The organism is Streptomyces sp. NPDC030222 (genome assembly GCF_055573115.1).
On record NZ_JBVICA010000019.1, the window covers coordinates 123251 to 144595 of the forward strand.

Genomic DNA, 21345 nt, shown 5'->3' on the forward strand with positions numbered 1-21345 from the left:
CAGAGCTCGATACAGGGCGGCCTGCCAGGAGTTTCGCTTGCCGTAGCTCGCGGCGCCATCTCGTTCGTGCCTCGGCCAGGGTGAAGGGCGGTGTCAGCCGGGTCTTGACCTGGCCGGCGACGGGTGACTTGGCGAGGACGAGCAGTGTGGTCACAGGGATGGGGTGTCTCCGTCAGCGGCGGTGGTGCGGCAGGTCGTCTCGGCGCAGCGCGAGGTAGGTCTCCGGGGTCGCGGCCTCCAGTAGGTCGGGGTGGTCGTCGAGGTCGAGGCTCGGTTCTGCCTGACCGGGCAGGAGGTCTCGCCACTGGCGGCCGGCGCCGTCTTCGTAGGCGTCGCGGAGGCGTTCCTGGATGAGCTCGCGTTCCTCCTCCTGCGCTTCGCGAAAGACACGCCGCTGGGTGCGACGGCGCTGCTCCTCGACCTCTTCGTCGGCGGGCTCCTCGGCGGTGCGCTGGTCCTCGGCGCGAAGGCCGGGCGTGCGCGCCGCGATGTCCTGGTCCTCGGAGTGGAGTTGGTCGCAGGCGGCGAACAGACGACGGGACATGCCCAGGCGCAATTCGGTGCCGGGGATGCGGTAGGTGAGGAAATCGTCCAGGCCGATCGCCCGGGTGATGTTGCGGCGGGCCTGCTCGTCGTCCGATGGTGATTCGGCGCGAACGGCTGCGCGCATGCCTCGGGTCATCTCGTCGCGCTCCAGCGGTGTGGTCAGTCCGTCGGCGCGCCGGCGGCGGGTGGCGCGGTCCGCGGGCAAGGCGACAGTCCGGAGCTGGGAAGTGGGTGCGGAGCGCAGGGCGAGGTAGGCCAGCATCTGTGTGCGAGCGGTTGCCAGAAGGGCGTCGTCGCTCTCTCCGAGGTGGTCCTCGGGGCTGCTGGGCGTTGGAGCGGTCTTCCCCTTGATTGGGAGCGCCGGCTGTCCGGGGCGGTGGTCGTGGTCGATGGTCACGAACAGGTCGCCCTGCGGCTGGACGGAGGCACCGCACAGGATGCGGCGGTGAGCGTACGCGTGGAGGACCTTGGTCCCTTCCTCGAGCTGCTCCCACCCTTCGGTGAGCCGGTTCTTGCGGACGTTGCCGCCCTTGGCCTCGATCAGCCAGTACGCGTTCTCTGCGTCGTGCAGTCCCCACAGGTCCGGCAGCGTGCGGACGGGATCTTTGAAGTCATTCTCCAGAGCCGGTATCGGGCCGCCGTCCTCGATGTGCCAGGTCTGGCCCAGCCCCATCAACGAGCGGCATGCCCATTCCGCCATCGTCATGCCCAGCCGGTAGCCGAGCATGGTCTTGGCGGAGCGTTCGGTGCCGTGCTCGTAGACGGCGTTGACCGTCAGGCGCCGGCCCGACGTGTGGGGGAGCGGATGCCGCGGGGTGACGTCGTGGATGCCGAGGTAGGCGTACAGAGGGGAGACGCGGGCGACCAGTTCACCTCGTGCCAATCGCGGGGCCTGGTGCAACCAGGGCGTGACGTCACGGCCTACCTCGGTGGCTGCCTTGACGACCTCCCGCCACGTCGTCGTCGGCGCGTACCAGCCATCCTTGCCTGGAAAGGCTCCCGGCGTGGTCCACGGCAGGTGCTTCGCCGTCCGCCATTGCTTGAATGGTCGCTTGGCCGGCCCGTCACGGAACAGCACGGGTATGTCCACGCTGTCGGCGTAGACCAGGGGTGGGGCGTCGGTCACGTCATCGGAAATCACGCAGGTCACTGTCGCAGCGGCCGTCCGGGTTAATCCAACTTGAGTCACCCTCTATCAATCCTGTGCCCTCCTGGGGGGCACCCTGCGGCGCTGTCCGAATCCCGCCCTACTGCCATCCCGTGGAGGCGGGTTAACTCAGGTCCTTCGCCCGGAGCCGGTCGGGAGAAGTCGAAGAGGAGGGCACGAGATGGCAGAGAGCGCATCCACCCAGGTGGCGGGGACCAGCCCCGCGCTTCTGATCGCCGTGGAGGAGTTGGCGACCGCCCACGACCGCAGCGAGTCCGAGCGGTCCGACATCACCAGCTCGCAGAACAGCGCGGGAGATGACGGCGACAACCGCGACCTGAACCTCCCGAAGGAGTAAGGGGAACCCATGGAGCACCGGCTCGTCAGCCACATCGAGAAAGCTCTCGGCTGGGACGGGCCGGGTTCCGTGGGGACCGCGTTCGCGCGCGCCCGTCTCACGGACCCGGAGCTGCCCGCACGGCTGTTGACTCCGCTCAGACTGCTGGACCTGATCAAGCGCCGCCATCTGGCCAATCCGCAGCTGCGCTGTTATGCCGAGGGCGAGGAAGTGCACCCGTCGACGTTCCTGTCCACCAACGTCAACCGGCGCAGGCAGGCGGTGAGCCAGGCCGACATGGCGGCCCTCGGCCGAATTCTCAACGACGGCGGCACCGTGGTCCTGGATCACGTGGACTTCTTCGATCCGACGCTGGAAGTCGCCTGCCGGGCCCTGGGCTGGTGGTCCGGCGAACTCACCTCTGCCAACGCCTACCTCGCGGTGGGTGACACCGACGGATTCCATCTGCACTGGGATGACCACGAGGTCATCGCCGTGCAGCTTTCTGGCGAGAAGTCGTGGGAAGTGCGCGGTCCCTCGCGGCCGGCGCCGATGTACCGCGACGCGGAACGCAATCGCACGCCCTCCGAGGAAGTGCTGTGGAAGGGCACGATGCGGGCCGGGGACGTCATGCACATCCCACGAGGCTTCTGGCACACCGCGACCCGCCTCGGCTCGGGGAGTGGTGGACACTCCCTGCACGTGACGTTCGGGTTCACCAAACGGACCGGTGTCACCTGGGCCAACTTCCTCTCTGACGCCGCCCGCGCAGACGACGCGTTCCGTCACGACCTGGAGGGCGCCCAGGGCACCGCACACCAGGTGCTGACGGACAAGCTCAGCGCCCTGGCCGCCACCTACAGCCCAGAGCGGTACCTGGACGAACTGCGGTCCAGCACCCCACCCGCACGCCACATGCCGCACGTGGCCGCCTTCGGTCGGCCGGACGGAGTCGCGGCCGTCACCGAGTTCGCGCCCTCCATCCTCCGCTCCGGTGACACCGTCCAAGTGTGCGGTGGCGGTAAGCGGCTGACCTTCCACGAGCGCGCAGAACCGAGCTTGCGTGCGCTCCTGTCAGGTCACCCGATCTACCTCGAGGGTGCCCCCGACGACATCATCACTTTGGCCGACTTGTTGATCACGGAGGGGCTGTGCGAACCGCTGACGGAACTATCGTCCTCGGGCTACACCGGTCTGGTCACGCCCGTGACCTACTCGAAGCAGCCGTCGACCTCGATGTAACACGCCTCGACACCGCGTCTAACTACCTGCGTCATCGCTCCCACGAGGTCCTGAAGGCGACGGCAGGCGATCTTCTGCCGAAATTCTCGGTCTCCACGAAGGTCGGGTATTTCCCCGAGGGGCACAGCCTCGCTCCCGCCCGGCTCCGCGTAGCCGTCGAGCAAGCCATCAAGGATCTTGGGCGGGAGCCTGATCTGGTATTTCTCCACAACCCAGAGCGCTCGGCACCCGACGCCGAGACGCTGGAACAGGCGTGCACGATCCTGGCCGACGCAGCGCAGGCGGGGCTCTGCCGTTCCTGGGGCGTCTCGACCTGGGATCCGCGCTCGCTCATGGACTTCGACGTGCCAAGCCCTGATGTCCTTATGGCCCGAGCGGGGTTGCTGGTCGGGGTCGACGTCCTCGAAGCGGCCGAGGCCCTGGCGATGCGGTGGTGCCCGTCGCAGGTGTGGGGCATGAGCCCCTTCGGCGGAAGTACGGCCGAGGCGGTGTGGGAACGCTTCGATCCGAGGATCTTCCTGCGAGGCTCCCCGTCCGCCACGAAGACCCAGGCTGCCTTCCGTTCCTCGTACGGCCTCCCTCGGGTCGACGCGGTCGCGGTCGGCACAGACGACGTCGCCCATCTGCGGGAGCTGACCGAGGCCCTGGCGTACGAGGTCGACGAGAACGTGGTCCGGGAGTACCGGCAGCTCCTCAAAGCCCGTCAGTCTGACTGAAGTTCCTGCAGCAGCTGCTCCGCTGTCTTCCGCGCGGGGACCAGGCGGGGGTCCTCGGGATCGGCGTAAGGGCCGAGGATCTTCGCGGCGACGAACAGCGTCATCAGCATGCCGTCCTGGCTCTCCAGATCTTCACGCCGCTCGCTGCGGACGCGGTCGGCCAGAGCCGGGACGGCGAGGGAGGCCCCCCACAGACTGGCCGCGTCCAGGCCGCGGGGGGCCATGCCCCAGTCCTCCCAGTCGAACATGCAGAACACCGGCGCCGTGATATTCGCCCAGTTGAAATCTGCATGGGCCGGCCGCCATTCGGCCACGGTCGTATCGACGCCCGGGAACACGCTGTGGATCGTTCCGCTGACCAGGTCCTGCGTGAGGGTCTCAGTGTCTGGTGTCGCGATGCGGTTGGTGTGCTGCGTGGCCAAGGCATCCAGCGTGGCGTTCAGCGCCTTCCACCACTCCTCGGGCAGCTGTGGATCCTCCGCCACTACGGCGTTGCTTACCGGTGCCGCCGGCAGCAGCTCTGTCTCGTCCGCCCGCCACATCACCGGCTCTGTGTCGTCCCGCCATGCGACGCCTGTGAGCCAGGCCGGTTTCGCGATCCCGCGAAGGGCCTCGGCGGACGCGGTGCCGTCCCCTCCCTGGACCCCGATCCGATCGAGTCCGCGACGCTCGATCCGCACCCACGTATTGCGGTCCGTACGCGCGCCCACAGACCGGCGCTTACGTACCGCAGCCTCCCGGCTCAGGCGCACCCCAAGCGACCGTTCGACACGGTCCAGCACGGCTTCCACGGGCTCTTTGCGCAGATCCACTGAACGCGGTGTCATGCGCCCGAACGTACCAAGTCACAGCCGCGCTACGAGGGAGATTCGGGGCAAGGCGTAGCAAGTGTGACTGACGAGGAGATCGATCCCGTGCTGCCCCTCTGGGCGGTGTGCGGGTGAGGGCCGGTCTTGGGTAGGACGTGCCCCGAACGAGGGCAGATACGGAAACCGGGCTCACGGGGCGCAAGGCGGCTGCCGGTCGGCAGCAGCGCACGACTCGGGTGTGTCCGGTTCAAAGACGACGGCTGACCAGGGGTCCGGTCGCTGTCGAGGGGTTGGCTGGTGGCGCGGTTCGGAGATGCACGCTGCGGGGGCGCGTTGCGGTATCGGCGCGGCGGGTACCGGTTTCGTGGGCGATGGTCTCCGTGAGGTCGGCCAGCAGCGAAGTCGGGGCGTGCGGGGACGCCGTGACGGTCCAGGTTGGCTGGTCGATGCTGGGGCCCGCCCAGACGGTCCAGGTGGCGAGGGGGCTATTCGCCTTCTGGGCGGCGAAGGCGTCGAACTGCACGCCGGCGTCCCCGGTCAGGTTGGTCCAGCGGATCCAGCGTCCGTCGACAGTGTGTTCCCAGCCGGCGTCGGTGAGCGGCTTGGTGGCGGCGGCAACAGTCTTCTCATTGATGGGGCCGCCGATGGCGGTGTCCCAGCCGTCGCCCTCGGCCAGGTGCTTCAGCAGTGTCTGGAGCAGTGGCGCGGGAGTGGAGGCGGTCGCGGTGAGGTGCCACATTCGCTCCGAGACAGGGGACTCGTACGCAGCCACGGTCCAGGCGGTCTCGCGCGGGTGGGCTTCGTGGACGCGCTCGATACGCAGTGTCTGGGATTCGTGGATCGCGTGGGTGGTGTCGTCGGACCAGGTCCTCCACTTCTCCCAGTCGCCGTGTGCGGCGAGGAACTGGTCGAGGATGGAGTCGTGGTCGCCGGGGTCGGCGGCGTAGGCGGGTACGATCTCCGGCTTCGGGACGGCGGGCTCCGGGTGTGCGGCTGGTGTGCCGAGGGTGGTGCGGGCGTCGGCGGCGTGGCGCTCGGTGTCGGTCAGCGGTGCGGGGCCGGGGCGCATGGTGTCGCCGTGGAGGCGTTCGAAGGCTGCCAGGGCACGGGCGGGCGAGTCGAAGGTGTCGGCGACCTGCCGCAGATGGTTCTCGCCGTGCAGGTAGACACTCTTGCCGCTGTCGGGGTAGGTGCCGACAGCGACCACGGTGCCGCTGTCGTCGGCATGAGCGTGGATGATCAGGCGCCCGAGACGGATGTCGTCGTAGATCTTCTGGGCTTCGTTGGAGACCTCCCGCATCTCCTCGCGGCTGCACCAGGGCATCGGATAGTTGGCCCAGGTCCACTCCTCGTCGATCGCCTCGTGGAGCCGGGGGCTGATCTCGGTGGTGATTCCGTCCGCTGTCATTGCCTGGGCGGCCTTCTCGGCCCAGTGGGGCTCCTCGTGGTCGATGCGGGCCATGACCAGGGTGCGCTCGTTGACGGCTTCGAAGCCGTGGGCGGTCAGCAGAGCGCGTGCGAGGTGGGGACGGGGGCCGGTGATCGTGGCGGTTATGGCGCTGGGGTGTATGGGGTGGGTGTCGAGGCGGACATGCGCGTCGGTGGTGGGTGTCGGCACGAAGGGGTGCTCGTTTCTGCCGGTGGCCGGGCCGTGGGGTCCGGCCACCGGCGGGTTCGGGGTCAGCGGGAGATGCGCGCAGCGGGCGGCGACGTGGTAGGCGGCGGGCCGGCCCGGGGTGGGGGCGTTGCCCTGGGCCGTGCAGGCTTCGTTGCCGGTGCGGGTGCGGGTGCGGGTGCGGGTGCGGGTGCGGGTGCGGGTGCGGGTGCGGTGGCGTGCTGCCAGCGGGTGCGTACCGCAGACAGGTCGGCGAGCGCGCGGCGGCTGCCGATGACGAGCTGGTACGGCGTTGTTGCCGGGTCGTCGGTGAACGCCTCGATGCGGCGGCCTACGTGGTGCGCGGTCGCGAGGACGGCGCGCTGGAGGATCTGTTCGCCCCAGTGCTGCGGGCAGCCAGCCGGTTTTCCGAGGAGGTCGAGCACATCTGTGGGTTCGACGCCTGTGGTGAGTAGGCCGCGGTGCTGGGCTTCCCACAGCACGGTGACCGGGTCGACGGGCGCTCGGCGCCGGGTCAGGGCGGTCAGGCAGTACCACAGCCCGGTGTGCAGGGGGTGGGTGAAGTCGTCCGGGGTCAGCCACCGCATCTGTTCGACCTCTGTGGGGTGCGCTGTCGCGGTGCCGAGCAGCAGCCGCTCCTCGTCGACTGCTTCTTCGACGTCGTACGGGGCGGTGGTCGGCGCGGGTTGGGGGGTGCGGGGCAGGGAGCCGGCGTGCGAAGGGAAGCGGGCTGCGAGGTCGTCCACGACGCTGGCGAGGGAGTCGGCTGCTGCTTGGGTGGTCGCGACCGGGTGCGGGAGCGAGGTGTCCCGCGCGGTCTGCGCGAGGCGCTGGCCGCCGGCGCGCAGGCGGCGGCGGGCGTGCTCTGCCTCGATCATCCTCGCGTACGCGGGCGCGTGCCGGGGCCAGGGGCAGACTTGGATCAGAGTGTGGAGGTAGGAGGCGGTCAGCCCGCGGGCCTGCTCGCGAGCGGTGGTGAGCACCAGGTTGAGCCACTTGGTGTTCTGCGCGTGCTGGGCCGGATCGGGGGCCGGCAGGGAGCGGAACGCGGCGAACAGAGCGGCGTGCGCGGCGGTGGAGAACGCGTCCGGACCGATGCCGGGTACGTCGCCGAGGCGCTGGGGTTCGAGGAGGAGGGCGCCGAGGAGGGCTTGCTCGGCGTAGTACACGGGCTGTGGCGGCGGGGTCGGGTCGAGGTCGTCGTCCTCGTGGTCGGGGGTGTGTGCCATTAGGCGGCCAGGGTGAAGTCGTCGGGGTTGAGGGGCCGGTTGAGGTGAGGGGCGAGGAGGTGGCCGGCGAGCAACGGAGGTACGGCGTTGCCGATCTGGGAGAACTGCTGTCCCTTGTTTCCGGCCCAGGGATAGTCGGCGGGGAAGGTCTGCAGCAGGCCCGCTTCTCGGGCGGTGATCCGGATCGGCTCCGGTGTGGCCCGGCGCTCGGCGTCCGGCTGGGCGGCGCGGGGTTCGGCGATCCAGGTGCACTCGTTCGCGCGGTGGCCGAAGAACAGCGTCCCGGCCGGCTCCTCGATGGACCGGACGGTGGCGTTGGCCTGGTTGTTGCTACGCAGAGACCAGGACCAGCGGTGAGCTTCCGCCGTGAACGTGGGGGCGGGGGCATCAGCGGGCCGGTTGTCGCGTGTGCCGTGCCGGGCGGCCCAGCCGGCCCCTTCCCTGCGGGACTGCAGGACGATTCCGTCCGGCCGGGGCGTCCAGGTGCCGCGGTCGCGGGCGTCGGAGAGTGTCTTGCGTGAACCGGAGGGGAACGGTTCCGGTCCGCCGCCGGGGCCGCCGCCGGCGCACACAGTGGGAACGGGCCGGTCGGTCGCGCCCCAGCCGAGGGCCTCGGCCATGGAGACCCACCGTGCGCGGCCCAGCCCGAACAGCGACTCGGGCTCCGGGAGCCGGGCGTGCGTCGGCGGGGGAGGCCCGGCGGTGCGGACCCGGGAAGCGAGCAGGATCGCCCGCTTCCGCGTTTGCGGGACGCCGTAGTCGGCGGCGTTGAGGATGCCGGTCCAGACGGAGAATCCCCAGCGGCGCAGAATCGCCGCGTACTGCTTCCACAGTGGCAGGACGTCCGGTACTTCCTCCATGGCGACCCACTCCGGCTCGCCGGCCGTGTGCAAGGCGTGGAGGTAGCGCATGGGCTCGGCGGCCAGAAGCGAGCGCTCGTCCCGGCACGCGGCGAGGAGCTGCTCGCGGGTGTCGCGTCCGGCGGCGAGGTCGGCGACCGCCTGGTGCACCAGTGGCTGGTCTACCAGTCCGAGGCGCTTACCGGCCATCGACCAAGCCTGACAAGGTGGAGACGCGATCAACCCCCGCGTCCGGCCGACCCACGGCCATGCCGGATACATCGCCACGTCGGCTCGGATCGTCAACTGCCCGGCGGCTGCACGGGTTTTGCACGCCCATTCGTCCCACTCCAGGCCGACGTCCCGTACGCCGAGCACGGTCAGCGCGTGACTCCACCCGCCCGGACCCGCGAAAAGGTCCAATATCAAGAAGCCAGCCCGAAGTCGTCCTGCACCGGCTCGGCGTCACCGCGGCATGCCCAGGGAGAGCAGCCGTCGACCACGCCCTGCTCCAGTTCATTGGCGTCGGCCAGCTCGTGCTGGCGGGCGGCCCACTCGGCTGCGGTGACGTGGTCGATCGGCGCCTCGCTCAGCGGCACCCGGGAGCGGTGGAGAAACGCCTGCCCGAGCAGCGGGTTGCCGCTCTTGTTCGCGCGGGCATTTCCCTGCCGGATGGCGGCGTCGAACTCCACGACATCCCGCCACTCATCCGGGCTGCTGTCACGGATGTGCCGCCACTGCGCATTTCCGTGGAAGGGGCAGCCGAGACAGCTCGATTTGGGCGTGTCCGCCAGGCCCAGTGAGGTGAGGTAGCGGACGCAGTCACTGCGCGACCAGCCTAGGTCGAGGAGTGGATGCCGGTTGCGCATGTACCGGACGTCGGCGTCCTTGGCGCGGTGGAATTCATCGGTGGAGATGCCAACCCACTGCTGGACGAACATGCCCTTGGGAATGCGCTGGGGGTGCGGGTATCCGAGAAGTTCGCGGACCTTTTTCTTGATTGGCTTGATTTTATATTCGCCCGTGCATTGCCGCCGGGTCATGCCTTGCTTTCCGTCCTTATTCAGGATGTAGAGCGGCATCGACGCGAATCGGTGATGCGGGTCGAGGGCGTCGCTGCGGATGTTACCGGAGGAGACTCGCAGGACAGGTATTCCGACGGGTTCGGCTATCTCCTTTTCCAGTCGGTCGAGGTGTGCGTATACAGCGGCTGGTTCCCAGCCGGTGTCGGCGAAGATCGCGTAATCGACCTTGGGCAGGATGCCCTCGGCGGAGAGGGCGAGCATGGTGCTGGACTGAATGCCGGCGCCCAGGGATATGGCGCGGAACTGTGGGCTGGAGGTAATGGTGGTTCCTGTCGGGTGAGACGGCGGGGGTGGGGGTGCGGAGCACTGGCGTCGCCGCTGGGCTCGGCGGGGCGGGCAACGGAGGTATCACCCAGCGGCGGCCCGTGCCTGCAGGTCGCCGGGGGCGCTAGCGTCGGCGGCCCGACGGAGGCGCCGTGGTGCGCGCGCGAGCAGCAGCCGTCGGCGTCCGCTGGTGTCGGATTGCGGCGGTGGCGCGGCGGGCATCGAGTGTCGTGGCGAGATAGTGCGGCAGAAGGCGATCGGCGACACGCCAGGCTGCGCGGCGGGGGTCGGCATGGGTGCCGATCACGGGAGGGGCGGGAAGCCGGTCGGCGGTGTCCTCGTGGATGTCGGCGGGGATGAGGGGGCAGACCAGGAAGCGGCTGGCCCGGTGGTTGACGATGTACAGCTGGAGGCCGTCGGTGCCGTGCAGCACGGCGTCCTCGAGGGTGTGCCTGCTGAAGGAGGGGCGGGGCTCGGCAGCGGTCCAGATCCGGTCGGCCCGGCGTTGACGGTCGGCCCAGGTTTGGTGCCGCTGGTAGTCGAGGCTCCACTCGCCGCGCAGCCGCGTGGCCAGGCCGGCGGCGAAGGAGGCCACAGCAGGCGGCCGAGCGCGACCGCTCAGAGAATCCGCAGTCAGGCACGGGATGCCGCAGTCGACTCGGACGCTCGTGCCGAGGGCGTAGAGATTCGCCTTCGCCATGACCACGACGCCGAGCCTGTCGGAGTCGCTCATCTCGTCCGGCAGCACGTACACGTGGTGTCCGAGCGCGTCGGCGGGCTGCCAGCCGTAGTGCAACAGGACCTCGACCATGTGCGGTTGATGCGCCGTCGCCGTCACGACGGGCGAGGGAAGATGGATGTCAACGTCTGGCTTGCGGGCGTGCTCGCCGGGGCCGTCGAGGGGCGGCGTGCACAGGTAGGCGATGTCGGGGGTGTAGCGCAGGAGTGTGTTGTACGCCTGGGCGACGGCGTTGAGGTGACGTGCCGTGGGTCCGTCAAGGGGCAGCTGATAGAGCAGTTGGCCCTGGTACTGGTGAGGTGTGAAGCCCGCGCTGGCGAGGATGGTGTGGGCTTGGGGCAGGTCGCTGTTGACGACGGCGAAGGTGCCGCCGGCGTCGGCGGTGCCGAACGTGACGTCGGCGTGGTCTAGGAGACCCAACGGGAAGACTCCGATCCGCAGATGGGCATGGGCGCTGCGCAGCGGGTCATTCGGTCGGTGACCAGCTGTGCGTGACGCAGCGGCAGTGAGTGGGTGGCGTCCGGGACGATCTCCAGCCGGGCGTCGGGCAGCAAGGCGGCCAGCCGCCGGGTCTGCTCGGGCGGGATGTGCGCGTCGAGGCTTCCGGCCAGAAGGTGGACCCGATCGCCGAGGTGCCGCAGCGGTCTGGGGTCGGGCTGCTGGCCGGCGAGGTCGTGCCACAGGGCCGCGATGTCGCTGGTCGCCGTGGTGTGCAGGCCCTTCCGGCACGAAAGGGGCAGCCCATCGAATGCGGGGTGGGTGTCTGAGCGCAGAGCCCACCGGCTGGTGGCGGGAAGGCGCCGCCGGGTGACGTCGAGCAGGCGAGGCGTGTGCGTGCATGCGGACGCGAGCAGGTTGCGGCTGAGCGTGAGGAACGACTGGGCCGGGCCGGTACCCGTGCGGGTGCTGATCCCGCCGTACGGAGGCGAGATCAGCAGCAGGCCGCGGATCCGTGGCGCAAGTTCGCGGTGGCGCGCGACCAGGCGCATGAGCGTCATCGCTCCCATGGAGTGGCCGGCGAACACGAGCGGTCCTCGTGGCACCGCCGTCTCCAGCAGGTGGGCGAGGTCGTCGGCCAGCTGGTCCAGGCCCAGCGCGGCGGTGCCGCGGGTGGAGCAGCCGTGGGCGCGCTGGTCGTAGCGCACGACGCGCACCCCTTTACCGGCCAGGAGCGGTACGTGCGAGCGCCACAGGTCCGCCGTGACCGAAAGCCCGTGGACCAGGACCGCCGTCACAGATGCGTGTGCGGGACCGTCGATGTAGGTGGCGAGCCGGGCTCCGTCCGGGAGCCGTATCGCGTTCATGCTGCCGTCCCGAAGTTGGTCTGCCGCGGCGCGTGCTTGGCGACGGCCCGCTCGATGATGCCGTTGGAGGCCCTCTTGGAGGCGACGGTGAGTTCGGCGGCGCCGGGCTCCAGGTACCAGGGGCGCAGGTCGAGCATCGCGGCGCGCATTCCGGTGGCGAAGCACAGCGCGGTGCCCTTGGGTAGGGCGCGGATCGCGTCGGCGGGCAGGATCCGCTGTTGCCGCATCGAGACGGAGGTCGACTTGCCGGACTCGGAGTGCGAGGTGGAGGTGGTCTCGACGTCGTGGTCGCCGATGAGACGGGAGAGCTTGTCGGCGAAGTCGGGGTCGTCGATGCCGGAACCGATGACCTTGACGGTGGAGGCGGACCACATGGCGTCCATGCCGGCGTCACCCCACACCTTCTGGCCCTGGCGGTAGGACTGGAGGATGGTGATCGGGATGATCCCGCGCGAGCCGAGGTGGGAGTATAGGTCCGGCAGGTCGCTGATCTTGCACACGTTGGCGGCCTCGTCGAGGATCGCGAGCATCGGCGGGTCGAGGCGTCCGCCGGCGCGCTCGGCCTGCGCGGTTGCGGCCCGCATCACGGAGTCCGCGCACGCGGCGATCAGCGCGGAGGCGCCGCCGCCGCCGTCCTTCGACAGCAGGTAGAGCGTGTCGGCGGAGGTCACGAACTCGGGCGGCCGGAACTCGGGGACATCGTTCTGCGGGGTGACCCACGCGGCGATCTCGGAGTTGAGCAGGGCAGCGGCGTACTGGCGGGCTGTCTCATAGATGCCGTCCCGTGTCTCCGGCGGGCCTTCCACGGTGCCCTTGAGCTGTGCGGCGACAGCAGCGAAGCTGTGGTCGCGGAGGATGTCGAGCGGGGTGCGGTCGGCGGGGAAGGCCAGCCACTGCATCACGTCGGTGATCGGCCGGTCGTCCAGGGCGGCAGCGAGGAAGAGCTGCGACAGGATGTTGGATCCGGCCTTGGACCAGAAGTCGCCCTGTTGGCTCGCGTCGACGGAAGCGGCGAGGAAGTGGCCGGCAAGGCGGCCCGCGCCGTCGAGGGTCTTGGCGTCGGCGAGGGGGTTCCACCACATCGAGCGTTCGGCATGGGCGATCTGCTGCGGGTCCATCGACCAGACCCGCCCCACTGCTGACCGCGCGTCGAGGGTGGCGGTGTAGGCGTCGCCGGCGGCCTTGTTCGAGGTGAGCAGGACGGGCCCGGGCGCGTTGAGGATGGACGGGATCGCGAGGGAGGTGGTCTTGCCGGACCGGGGGGCCATGATCGCGACGGCGACGTCCTCGTAGCCCATGCGGACCTCGTGGCGGGTGCCCTGCAGGTTGCCGAGGAGGATGCCGGTGTCCTTGGCCTCGATGTGCTTGGCCGTCTTCAGGCTCGGGCGCAGGGAGCGGGCCTTGGCGGTGATCGCCTTGGCCATCAGCGGCTCGATATCCCGAGCCTTGGCCATGCCGGTGATCTTCTTCTTCCGGCTGCTGCCGCTGGACTTGTGGCGGGACCACAGGATGCCGGCCACGGCGCCGAGCGCGATCAGGGCGGCGATCGGCACGATCCGGGCACCGACCAGCAGGGACGTTTCACCCAACTGGGGCCAGAGCTGGTCGGGGTGGAGGAGGGCGGCGGTGGGCTGGTAGGGCGCCCAGTCGTCGCCGGTCAACCGGGCGGTGATGTTTCCGGACAGCCAGGCGAGGTGGGACAGCGGGACGACGATGCCGAGTACGCCGAGGAGGAGACGGAAGACGATGTCGTACCCGTCGGAAGACTGGTTGGTGGAAGGAGGCAAAGGTGGTGTGTGCTTCCGGGTGAGGGAGGGCGGCGGTCAGCGGGTGCGGCCTGGGTTTGCCGGGGAGCGTCGCGGGGTCGAAGACTTCACCGGTGGGGCGGGGCAGCGTGCGGCGAGTACGCGGACGCGGTCTTCCAGGGCGGAGGCGACCTGGGCGGCGGGCAGCTCTCGGGATGAGTGGGTGACAAGCTTGGTGCCATAGGCCGGGATGCTCAGGGAGCTACCCATACGTGGGAGCGGGCTGGAGTCGGCAAGAGCGCGGGTGAACGCGGCGATCAGGTGCCGCGGGGTGTGCTCGCCGAAGCGGGCCTGCCACACCGGGCCATCGGTCTCGCTGAGGGTGGTGGTGGCCCACCAGCAGTCGGACGTTGCGCTGGTGTAGTGCTCGACGTGCGCCTTGCCGTCCGGCGAGACGAGACCGTCCTTGCCGGCGGCGGGTGTCCATTCGGCCTGCAGGAGCGGCTCGTACGGGTCGGTGCCCGCGGCGCTCGCTGCCGGGTCGGTCAGGGCGTCAGTGAACCCGGCGATGATCTCGACCGGGGTGCGTGCGCCGAAGCTCGCATACCAGGCGGGCCGGTCCGGCTGGTGGGCGTGGTGGAGCGTCCACCACTGACCGTCGGGATCGGGCTCCAGTCGCAGGAGCGCCTTCTGGTCGGGGCTGGAGAGGATGACGCGCGGCATCAGGGGGTCGTGGCCGTAGCTCCATCCGCAGGCCCGGTGCAGGGGAACGGTGACCCAGGCGGGATCCCCGCCGCCGGCGAGTTGCCGCGGCGCGATGAAGTCGACTTCCACGATCTCGGGGGTCTTGGGCATGGTCACTTCCGCACCGTGTAGGTCCGGCCGGACGAGGGGACCGTGGTCACGGTCGGCGGCGGGGCCAGGGTTGAGGGGGCGTGCCGGGCGGCTGTGTTGATGTCGAGGACGGCTTTGCCGTGGGAGGCCCAGTCGTCGAGGTAGCTCCACGCTTCGGCGTGGTACTCGGTGAGAGCGTCGTCGTAGGCCGGGGTGCCGGGCCGGGCGGCGATGGGGAGGCTGTCGCGGGTCTGCAGCCACTCCTCGTGCAGAGCGTCGAGGCGGTCCAGTGCATCCCCTAGGACGCCGAGCTGCCACACCCAGTGGTTCTGTACGGCGCGGGCGGGGAGTTGGGCGAGCTGGGTCTCGGCGGTGGCCAGCAGGTGGCGGGCGCCGGCGTGGACGGTTTCGAACGCTTCGGCGGTGTCGGCGTCGCGCTGGCTCTGGCGGAGTCCGTAGGCGTGGTCGTCGTAGGGCCAGCCGTCGAGGCCGGTGTGCTCGTCGGAGTAGGCGTCCCAGGCGTCGAGGATCTTCTTGCTGTCGCGGACGAAGCCGTCGAGGTGGCGCAGGAGTTCGCGGTGGGCGGTGGGATCGAAGGAAATGGTGGGGTGTCCTGTCGGGGTCAGCGGCGAGCGGGTGAACGGACGGTGCCGGCCTTCGGCGGTGTCGCGGCGTCCGGCCGGTGCTGGCGGTGTGCGGCGCGTGCTTGTTTGCGGATGCCGGCGAGTCGGGTGGTGTGCGTTTCGACGATCTGCTCGGGTGTGAGCGGGCTCGGTTTCTGCACGACGCTGTGGTGGGCGGTGCGGTCGTACATGCCGCGCTGGAGCGGGGCGGGGTCGGCGAGCGCGGTGATGAAGGCGTCGACCAGATGGGCAGGGGTGCGGCCGTCGAACCAGGCGTGCCAGATCCGGCGGCCCATCGGGGTGCCGTGTCCCGGCTCATAGGTCTCCACATGCCAGTACGCGGTGCTCTCGCCCCGCTCGGAGGCGTTGCTCCACGTGGCACATGGCGTCAGGCGTGTGAGCAGCGTCTTGCCCGTTGAGCAGCCAGCCCGCCGACTCCAGCACCTGCAACGGGTCGATGCGTCGGGCCGGGGTGGGGGAGACGAGGGCGTCGGTGAGGCTGGCGAGGATCTCGGCGGGGACGAGTTCGCCGAATTCGGCGTACCAGCCCGGCTCGGTGTCGGTGGGCTCGGCCCGCAGCCGCCACCTGCGGGTCGAACTGCAGGCTGTGACGGTGGTCGGGGCTGCGCAGGACGATCTCGGGGCTCAGCGGGTCGGACGTGCGGGTCCATCCGGCCGCGGCAAGGCCGTGGGTGACGTGGCGGGCGTCGCCGGGGCCTGCGAGGTGGCGGGGGGTGGTGTCGAACGGGATCCGCCAGGCGTGCGTGTCGGCGAAGGTGGCGAGCTGCCGTTCGCTCACCGGCACCGGCCGCGCCCCGGCACGTCTGAAGGCGTGCTGTCGAAGTGATCGCGGAGGCCGTCGAGGACGTAGTGGAGGACGTGCTGGTCGGACTGCTCCCACGCCGCGGTGCGCAGCTCTGCGATCAGGAGGTCGGTTTCGGTGGTGCGCGGGATGGCCGGGTGGTCCTGCAGGGTGCGGGCGAGGGCGCGCAGGGTGTCGGCCAGCTGAACGGGGACGCCCGTGTATTCGTCGAGCAGCGGCTCGACGAGCGCGAGCGCCTTGGCCGGGTCGGGGTTGTCGCGCAGGTAGTCGGTGAGGTCGGTCAGGGTTTCGGTAGCGGTGCGGATGGTGTCTGGGGTCAGTGCGGGCACGGGGCTCCTTGGATCGTTGGGTTTGGGGTCAGCGGCGGGCGCGGGTGCCGCCGGCGTGGGCGTGGGGGCGGGTTGTGGTGCGGGGCCGGCCGGCGGCCCAGGAGTTGCGGGCCCAGGTGGCGGCGCGGGCGGCGGTGATGCGGGCCTGCTGCCAGGCGCTGAGCTGGGAGGGCAGGACGGAGACGGACGTGGTCCGGATCTGTCCGCTGTGCGGGACGCGTCCTCGCGGGCGCATCACGGGCTCGGGGCTGGCGAGCGTGGCGGAGAAGGCTTGCACGAGGTGCATCGGGGTGGTGGCGGTGAAGCTGGCGGTCCAGCCGTTGCCTTGCTGGTCCTTGGCGCCGGACCACCACATCGCCTCGCCGTTCGGGTCCTGGTGGTACTGCATCCACGCCGATCCGTCGGGACTCACTGCGGTGACGTGCTCCGTGTTGGGCGGGGTGCGCCAACGCTGTTCGTGCAGAGGTGCCCAGACGTTGGGGGCGTGGGCGGAGCGGGGGCGGGTCAGGGCATCGGTCAGACCGGCGACGATCTCCACCGGGGTTTGCCGGCCGAGGTTTACCAGCCACTCGTCCTGGTGCCCGGCCGGCTTGCCGTGGATCGTCCACCCGCCCGGCAGCACGTAGGGGTCGTAGGAGACGCGGACCGTACAGTCGGGACTCTCCAGGAAGAGCGGACCGCCGCTCTTGGACTTGTCGCGCCAGCCGGAGGCACGCAGGAACTCGGAGACGTGGCGCAGGTCGCCGCCGCCGGCGAGGGTACGGGGCTCAACGAGGTAGTGCTGTTCGGCCTGCTCGCCCGGCCCCCAGCCCTGCCACTGCTTTCCTCTCACCGGCGTCGCCGGACAACGAGCGGAGCAGGGGCAGGCGGCTTCGCCGGTCCGGCGTGGGCCCGGTCGCTGACGTGCTGGAGGATCTCACGGTGGTCGTCCAGGTCGTCGCCGATGGCGTCGAGTTCGTTCGCAGCCCGCCCAAGGGCGAGCCACATCTCGGCCGGCAGTGCGCCGCGCTCGGCCTGTTCCTTGGCAAACCGGCTGCTGACGGAGACAAGGTGGGTGACGCCGCCGAGCACGCCGTCCGCGGGGTCTACAACGCGTGCGATGACCTGCGTGGCCTCATGGGGCGGGAGTATCGCGAGGTGGTCGCCGAGCTGGCCGAGCTGACGGGCGATCTCGTCGGCCAGCTGCACCAGGTGCGAGGTGGGGTGGGGCATGCTCCTCCAGGACATTGGTCGGATCAGTGATGGTGGCGGTGGCCGATCCGCCGTACCTCGGGCAGAGCCGCCTCGGGCCGTGCCCCAGATGCCGGGAAGGGGCGGTCGGGGCCGGTGGGGATGCAGGCGCGGAGGTAGCGGCGGAACAGGGCGGTGGCCAGGCGGGGCTTGAGGGAACGGGAGAGGGGCGGGGTGATGCGGGGTGTTACGGGTTTCTCCGGTCGGTGGGAGGCGGCCCCGGCAAGGGCGCCGGGGCCGCCATCGGGCTTATGAGGTGCGGCGGGAAGGCGGTCGGTGGGCGGGAGCAGCAGGCTGCGGCGGGGTCTTCGCGGCAGGGCGCATCTGGCCGGAGCGGATCTCTGTTAGGGCCTGCTGGTAGGCGGCTTCGTCGAACAGATCAGGGTCGATGTTGACCTTGTATCCGGCCATGAGCAGGGAGGGGATCGCGCGGCTCGCCAGGCGCTTCTGCTCGGCGTCGTCGAGATGTTCGGGGACGATGTGCCAGACGTAGACGGGGCCGGCGGTGCGGACCTCCTGACGCTGAAGGCCCAGCCGGTCGAGCAGGTCTAGGAGCCTGTGTGGCGCTCCGGTCGGGGTTGCTGCGTAGATCGTGGTGGTCAGGGCCTTGGTGTAGATCTCGACGTCGGTGCCGCAATCATCGGCACGATTGCCCATAGGCAGTTCTCCTGTTCAGCGGTGGCGCGGAGTTGCCGGGCCGGACCTGGCGGTCGTGATCCGGGCCGTAGCCAGGGCCGGCGGCGTGGCCGGCGCAGTGGCGGTGGGCGCGATGCGGCCGGAGGGGTGCTGGAGGGCGACGGCGATGCCGTGGGCGCCCAGCTGCTGTCCCGTCTCGCGCACGGCGCGGGCCTGCTCGGCGGTGTCGTCGCCGCTCAGCCGGTAGATGCCGGTCTGCTCATCGTGGACGAAGCCGCCCGCGGCCAGTACGGCGGAGGCCGTCTCGCCCACGGGGGCGGCGGCGAGGCTGCCGTCCTGCTGCCAGGTCAGGACGACACGATCAGGCTGAGACGGATGGACGGCCGCGGCTGCGTTGTGGCGGGCCTGGGCGAGCGCGGCGTCGTAGCGGGCCAGCAGGTCGCCGGCGACCAGCTCGGCGCTCAGGAAGGGGTCGTCGCTCAGGGCGATCCCGTTCGGTTCCCGTATGCCGCGGTACGCCTCGTCGGGCAAAGCACGCGGGCCGACGGCGGCGATGAGGAAGCCGCCTAGTTCGTCGTGCCGGTCGAGGACGGCCAGCTGGGCGCCGTCCTGTCGGGTCAGGACGGCGGCGTGCCGCAGCGGATGCTCGGCGAGCGCCTCGGCGACCAGGTCCAGGTCCCATATCCGGTCGGCGAGTTCGGCAAGGTCGTCCTTGTGCTCGGGTGAGTGGTAGGCGCTGGCCCAGGTATCGGGCAGTTCGCCGGCGAGAACGTCGGCGAACGAGGCGAGGCGCTCGGAATCTTCGTGGTCGTGCATGGTGTCCTTGGGCGAGGGGTGAGGGGTCAGCGGCGCAGCCCAGTGACGGCCGGGGGCGGTGCCGGCACGGTGCGCGGGGCCGGTGGGCAGGCGCACACGGCCGACCGTTCACGCTCGCCGGCCGGGACCTCTTGGGTGCAGGTGCTGCGGCCGGGGAGCACAGCGTGCCGGTCGGCGAGCGCGTTGCGCGTGTGGGCGAGATCGCCGCGGATGAGGGGCAGGCGCTCGTCGGCGAGGTAGCGCAGACGGCGGGCGATGTGCGGGTCAGCCGCGCCGCCGAGGCCGTCGTGGAACTCGGCTGTCGCGACGAGTACGTCTTCGAGGGCAGCGAGGATGCCGTCGTGCGAGGCGGTCAGCTCGGTAAGGACGTCGGCCGCCTCCTCGGTGGTGGTGGCCTGCCGGATCCGCTCGGCGAGATGGGCCACTGAGGAACCCAGCGGCAGGTCACAGGCCGGGCGACGCTCGGTGTCGAAGTCGTCGTCGCAGTCAACGTGGTACCCGACGGCCCGCAGTCGGGCCACGGCTTCGGTGGCGAGACGGGCCTCGTCGTGCCCGTCCAGGCCGGTGGGGGCGCGGTGGTGCGTCTCATGGACGCGGACCACCGGGACGAAGCCCGCGCGCTCGAGAACGCCGTGGGCCTCGCCGTCGCCGCCGCGGGCCAGGACCTCCGCGGAGTGCGGGTCGCGGCGGATGAACAGGAAGCGGTCGGCCAGGGTCAAAGAGACGTTTCTCCTTCAGTGATCTACGTGTGGTGTGCCGCACGGCGGAAGGCGCTGGGGGCATGCCGGGCGGGCCGGTCAGGCGTGTTGCCGTTGCGTCGAGGTCCTGCTGGATGCGGTAGAGACGGCGGGCGATCAGCTCCAGGCTGTGCGCCGTGTCGTCGCTGGCGGCACTCGGCTGCAAGGCGATCCGGTGGGCGGCATGTTCGACGAGTCCGCGGACCGCGGCCAGCGAGCCGGACTGCTCGTCGGCGAGCTGCGAGAGGACCATGGCGAGCGGTCACATCAAGGCGTCCCGGCTGGGCCTGGACGGCGATCCAGCGGCATCCGGCTTCGTCGCCGGGGATCTCGATCCCGGCGGCTCGGGCGAGGCGGTGGCCGACCTCGGCCCACTGCGCACCGTTCAGGTCACGGTCGTCGGGGTGGAGCCGGGCATCAAGGTGAAAGCTCGCCCGCCGGTCCCCGTAAGGGCTGGTGGCGAACGGGTGCTCGATGAGCGGGTCGTCGAGGTGCTCGGACCACTGGGCGGACGCCCACGTCCCGTGTTCGTCGTCCAGGGTGTAGAAGTCCAAGCCCGCGACTACGGTGTGCTCTGTCAGGCCCTCGTCGGTTGATACCCGGCGTGCAGAGCGTCGCCGAGGGGTTCGTGGGCGGCGATGGAGCGCTCGTTGACGCGCGGCATCACCGGTCACCCAGGGCATCGGCGACGTGGACGAGCTGGTTCAGCGCCGTGATGGTGTACCAGCCGCAGTCGATCAGTGTGTCGTCTCCGGTGTGCTTCGGCAGGAGGTGGTCCTCCATGGCGCGCAGGTAGATCAGGCAGTCCGGACAGCGGCGGGAGAGGTGCACGAGGTAGCGGGGGTGCGCGGTGATGAACGACTGTGCTCCGCCGGTCGCATCCCGCAGTCGCCATCCGTCCTCGTCGGTCGGGGTGTGCCAGGACGGGGCGACGATGCGCATCGAATCCCCCCACAGTTCCCCGCCGGCAACTCCCTTGAGGACGACGACCTGGTCGCCGGCCTGGAAGTGGGCGTGGGTGATGTCCCGGTCCGGGGTGAGCGGGTCGGGCGTCGGCGCGAAGGCCGGGGTGGTCGGGGGCAGGCTCATGAGGATCCTTCCACGCGGGGCGGGTGGCGGTGGGAGGACCAATGGTCCGGAGGATCGCCGGTTTGGCTAACCGGCGATCCTCGGCTATGTTCCGCCGCTGTCAGCGGAACGGGTTCTCCGTCCCCTTGTCCGCCTCGGTGGCCGCGTCGAGGAGTTCGAGCAGGTCAGCGCCCTCTGTGTCCCGCTGGTCGATCCACCATCCGGCGCGGCTGATCGTGCGGGCCTTCTCCTCCAGCTCCGCCCAGTCCGCCTCGTCCCAAGTGCCTTCGACGACGAGCGCGGTGTGCGCGGCGGTCATCGGCTGGTGGCGGGAACGCTCACCCCACTCCAGAGCCCGCTCCGGGCCCTCCAGTGCCGGCATGTCGAACTTCGCAGCCCACTCGGCGGCGGCCTGCTGCTCCTCGGCTCGCTTGGCGGCGAGCCACTGCTCCTTGGACTCGGTGTCGGCCTCGCGCGATGCCTTCCAGCAGTCGGTGCAGTCCCGGCCACCGAGCCAACGGGCGAAGCCGGCGCGCTTGTCGGCGGGACGGTTCGAAAGGTCGTGATCCACGCTGGGTCCACAGGTGTGGACAACATTCCAGGTCGTTCGGACAGCCATGGATGAATCTCCT

At 70.3% G+C, this 21345-nt stretch carries 25 protein-coding genes and 1 pseudogene; 5 read left to right on the plus strand and 21 right to left on the minus strand.

Annotated features, from left to right (window positions below; translation table 11 throughout):
- Positions 1–172: 172 nt before the first annotated feature.
- The gene (locus ACZ4Z5_RS25140; protein WP_468266438.1) at positions 173–1687 is read right to left on the minus strand and encodes a gamma-glutamyltransferase; all 1515 of its coding nucleotides are present in this window, start codon (positions 1685–1687) and stop codon (positions 173–175) included.
- Between the two features lie 187 nt (positions 1688–1874).
- On the opposite strand from ACZ4Z5_RS25140, the gene ACZ4Z5_RS25145 reads away from it, so the two are divergent.
- The 4 genes and pseudogenes from ACZ4Z5_RS25145 to ACZ4Z5_RS25160 all read left to right on the plus strand — a co-directional run bounded on the left by ACZ4Z5_RS25145 (position 1875) and on the right by ACZ4Z5_RS25160 (position 3988).
- On the plus strand, positions 1875–2051 hold the full coding sequence (locus tag ACZ4Z5_RS25145; protein ID WP_171052823.1) for a hypothetical protein: 177 nt from the start codon (positions 1875–1877) through the stop codon (positions 2049–2051).
- A gap of 9 nt (positions 2052–2060) precedes the next feature.
- Positions 2061–3272 (plus strand): JmjC domain-containing protein, encoded by a 1212-nt coding sequence (locus ACZ4Z5_RS25150; protein WP_468266440.1) that lies wholly within the window; start codon positions 2061–2063, stop codon positions 3270–3272.
- Positions 3182–3550: pseudogene (locus tag ACZ4Z5_RS25155) on the plus strand (aldo/keto reductase); the annotation flags it as partial. The gene ACZ4Z5_RS25150 and the pseudogene ACZ4Z5_RS25155, both read left to right, overlap by 91 nt.
- Positions 3551–3637: 87 nt before the next feature.
- Positions 3638–3988 carry a hypothetical protein gene (locus ACZ4Z5_RS25160; RefSeq protein ID WP_468266527.1) on the plus strand — a complete coding sequence of 117 codons (351 nt, stop codon included), beginning with the start codon at positions 3638–3640 and terminating at the stop codon, positions 3986–3988.
- Here the strand turns inward: ACZ4Z5_RS25160 and ACZ4Z5_RS25165 are convergent.
- The 18 genes from ACZ4Z5_RS25165 to ACZ4Z5_RS25250 all read right to left on the minus strand — a co-directional run bounded on the left by ACZ4Z5_RS25165 (position 3976) and on the right by ACZ4Z5_RS25250 (position 19627).
- Positions 3976–4815 (minus strand): hypothetical protein, encoded by an 840-nt coding sequence (locus tag ACZ4Z5_RS25165; RefSeq protein WP_468266442.1) that lies wholly within the window; start codon positions 4813–4815, stop codon positions 3976–3978. The two genes, ACZ4Z5_RS25160 and ACZ4Z5_RS25165, sit on opposite strands and share 13 nt — an antisense overlap.
- A gap of 229 nt (positions 4816–5044) precedes the next feature.
- Positions 5045–6415 (minus strand): SPDY domain-containing protein, encoded by a 1371-nt coding sequence (locus tag ACZ4Z5_RS25170; protein WP_468266444.1) that lies wholly within the window; start codon positions 6413–6415, stop codon positions 5045–5047.
- Between the two features lie 62 nt (positions 6416–6477).
- Positions 6478–7641 (minus strand): DnaB-like helicase N-terminal domain-containing protein, encoded by a 1164-nt coding sequence (locus ACZ4Z5_RS25175; RefSeq protein WP_468266446.1) that lies wholly within the window; start codon positions 7639–7641, stop codon positions 6478–6480.
- The gene (locus tag ACZ4Z5_RS25180; RefSeq protein ID WP_468266448.1) at positions 7641–8909 is read right to left on the minus strand and encodes a DNA cytosine methyltransferase; all 1269 of its coding nucleotides are present in this window, start codon (positions 8907–8909) and stop codon (positions 7641–7643) included. Before ACZ4Z5_RS25180 ends, ACZ4Z5_RS25175 begins: the two co-directional genes overlap by 1 nt.
- The gene (locus ACZ4Z5_RS25185) at positions 8906–9766 is read right to left on the minus strand and encodes an adenine nucleotide alpha hydrolase family protein (protein WP_468266450.1); all 861 of its coding nucleotides are present in this window, start codon (positions 9764–9766) and stop codon (positions 8906–8908) included. The genes ACZ4Z5_RS25180 and ACZ4Z5_RS25185 overlap by 4 nt, the downstream gene beginning before the upstream one ends.
- A gap of 187 nt (positions 9767–9953) precedes the next feature.
- Positions 9954–10988: a hypothetical protein gene (locus tag ACZ4Z5_RS25190; protein ID WP_468266452.1), complete on the minus strand. Its 1035-nt coding sequence runs from the start codon at positions 10986–10988 to the stop codon at positions 9954–9956.
- Complete coding sequence (locus ACZ4Z5_RS25195) at positions 10976–11872, minus strand: alpha/beta fold hydrolase (protein WP_468266454.1); 897 nt, start codon at positions 11870–11872, stop codon at positions 10976–10978. The genes ACZ4Z5_RS25190 and ACZ4Z5_RS25195 overlap by 13 nt, the downstream gene beginning before the upstream one ends.
- Positions 11869–13659: a type IV secretory system conjugative DNA transfer family protein gene (locus ACZ4Z5_RS25200; protein WP_468266456.1), complete on the minus strand. Its 1791-nt coding sequence runs from the start codon at positions 13657–13659 to the stop codon at positions 11869–11871. The genes ACZ4Z5_RS25195 and ACZ4Z5_RS25200 overlap by 4 nt, the downstream gene beginning before the upstream one ends.
- Before the next feature lie 36 nt (positions 13660–13695).
- Complete coding sequence (locus ACZ4Z5_RS25205) at positions 13696–14472, minus strand: SPDY domain-containing protein (RefSeq protein WP_468266521.1); 777 nt, start codon at positions 14470–14472, stop codon at positions 13696–13698.
- Between the two features lie 2 nt (positions 14473–14474).
- Entirely contained in the window at positions 14475–14771 is a 297-nt protein-coding gene (locus ACZ4Z5_RS25210; protein WP_468266458.1) for a hypothetical protein, read from the minus strand.
- 302 nt (positions 14772–15073) lie between these two features.
- On the minus strand, positions 15074–15403 hold the full coding sequence (locus ACZ4Z5_RS25215; RefSeq protein WP_468266460.1) for an SPDY domain-containing protein: 330 nt from the start codon (positions 15401–15403) through the stop codon (positions 15074–15076).
- Positions 15390–15653: an SPDY domain-containing protein gene (locus tag ACZ4Z5_RS25220; protein WP_468266523.1), complete on the minus strand. Its 264-nt coding sequence runs from the start codon at positions 15651–15653 to the stop codon at positions 15390–15392. The genes ACZ4Z5_RS25215 and ACZ4Z5_RS25220 overlap by 14 nt, the downstream gene beginning before the upstream one ends.
- 216 nt (positions 15654–15869) lie before the next feature.
- Complete coding sequence (locus ACZ4Z5_RS25225) at positions 15870–16226, minus strand: hypothetical protein (protein ID WP_468266462.1); 357 nt, start codon at positions 16224–16226, stop codon at positions 15870–15872.
- 28 nt (positions 16227–16254) lie between these two features.
- Positions 16255–17058, minus strand: a complete 804-nt coding sequence (locus ACZ4Z5_RS25230; RefSeq protein WP_468266464.1) for an SPDY domain-containing protein — start codon at positions 17056–17058, stop codon at positions 16255–16257.
- Entirely contained in the window at positions 17055–17438 is a 384-nt protein-coding gene (locus ACZ4Z5_RS25235; protein ID WP_468266466.1) for a hypothetical protein, read from the minus strand. The genes ACZ4Z5_RS25230 and ACZ4Z5_RS25235 overlap by 4 nt, the downstream gene beginning before the upstream one ends.
- Positions 17439–17705: 267 nt before the next feature.
- Positions 17706–18113 carry a hypothetical protein gene (locus ACZ4Z5_RS25240; protein WP_468266468.1) on the minus strand — a complete coding sequence of 136 codons (408 nt, stop codon included), beginning with the start codon at positions 18111–18113 and terminating at the stop codon, positions 17706–17708.
- Positions 18114–18128: 15 nt separating this feature from the next.
- Positions 18129–18908 (minus strand): hypothetical protein, encoded by a 780-nt coding sequence (locus ACZ4Z5_RS25245; protein WP_468266470.1) that lies wholly within the window; start codon positions 18906–18908, stop codon positions 18129–18131.
- A 26-nt stretch (positions 18909–18934) separates the two neighbouring features.
- The gene (locus ACZ4Z5_RS25250) at positions 18935–19627 is read right to left on the minus strand and encodes a hypothetical protein (RefSeq protein ID WP_468266472.1); all 693 of its coding nucleotides are present in this window, start codon (positions 19625–19627) and stop codon (positions 18935–18937) included.
- A 155-nt stretch (positions 19628–19782) separates the two neighbouring features.
- Here ACZ4Z5_RS25250 and ACZ4Z5_RS25255 point away from each other — a divergent pair, with 155 nt between their 5' ends.
- The gene (locus ACZ4Z5_RS25255) at positions 19783–20241 is read left to right on the plus strand and encodes a hypothetical protein (protein ID WP_468266473.1); all 459 of its coding nucleotides are present in this window, start codon (positions 19783–19785) and stop codon (positions 20239–20241) included.
- A gap of 67 nt (positions 20242–20308) precedes the next feature.
- On the opposite strand, the gene ACZ4Z5_RS25260 is transcribed toward ACZ4Z5_RS25255, so the two are convergent.
- On the minus strand, positions 20309–20734 hold the full coding sequence (locus ACZ4Z5_RS25260) for a hypothetical protein (protein ID WP_468266475.1): 426 nt from the start codon (positions 20732–20734) through the stop codon (positions 20309–20311).
- Between the two features lie 100 nt (positions 20735–20834).
- Positions 20835–21332 carry a hypothetical protein gene (locus ACZ4Z5_RS25265; protein WP_468266477.1) on the minus strand — a complete coding sequence of 166 codons (498 nt, stop codon included), beginning with the start codon at positions 21330–21332 and terminating at the stop codon, positions 20835–20837.
- Positions 21333–21345: the final 13 nt, after the last annotated feature.

Bases quoted from the DNA above. Each gene is read 5' to 3' on its own strand.
- ACZ4Z5_RS25175 (WP_468266446.1), bottom strand. From the start codon at position 7,641: ATGGCACACACCCCCGACCACGAGGACGACGACCTCGACCCGACCCCG.
- ACZ4Z5_RS25150 (WP_468266440.1), top strand. From the start codon at position 2,061: ATGGAGCACCGGCTCGTCAGCCACATCGAGAAAGCTCTCGGCTGGGAC.
- ACZ4Z5_RS25245 (WP_468266470.1), bottom strand. From the start codon at position 18,908: ATGCACGACCACGAAGATTCCGAGCGCCTCGCCTCGTTCGCCGACGTT.
- ACZ4Z5_RS25160 (WP_468266527.1), top strand. From the start codon at position 3,638: ATGGCCCGAGCGGGGTTGCTGGTCGGGGTCGACGTCCTCGAAGCGGCC.
- ACZ4Z5_RS25185 (WP_468266450.1), bottom strand. From the start codon at position 9,766: ATGCTCGCCCTCTCCGCCGAGGGCATCCTGCCCAAGGTCGATTACGCG.
- ACZ4Z5_RS25260 (WP_468266475.1), bottom strand. From the start codon at position 20,734: ATGAGCCTGCCCCCGACCACCCCGGCCTTCGCGCCGACGCCCGACCCG.
- ACZ4Z5_RS25240 (WP_468266468.1), bottom strand. From the start codon at position 18,113: ATGGGCAATCGTGCCGATGATTGCGGCACCGACGTCGAGATCTACACC.
- ACZ4Z5_RS25205 (WP_468266521.1), bottom strand. From the start codon at position 14,472: ATGCCCAAGACCCCCGAGATCGTGGAAGTCGACTTCATCGCGCCGCGG.
- ACZ4Z5_RS25145 (WP_171052823.1), top strand. From the start codon at position 1,875: ATGGCAGAGAGCGCATCCACCCAGGTGGCGGGGACCAGCCCCGCGCTT.
- ACZ4Z5_RS25265 (WP_468266477.1), bottom strand. From the start codon at position 21,332: ATGGCTGTCCGAACGACCTGGAATGTTGTCCACACCTGTGGACCCAGC.
- ACZ4Z5_RS25195 (WP_468266454.1), bottom strand. From the start codon at position 11,872: ATGAACGCGATACGGCTCCCGGACGGAGCCCGGCTCGCCACCTACATC.
- ACZ4Z5_RS25165 (WP_468266442.1), bottom strand. From the start codon at position 4,815: ATGACACCGCGTTCAGTGGATCTGCGCAAAGAGCCCGTGGAAGCCGTG.
- ACZ4Z5_RS25235 (WP_468266466.1), bottom strand. From the start codon at position 17,438: ATGCCCCACCCCACCTCGCACCTGGTGCAGCTGGCCGACGAGATCGCC.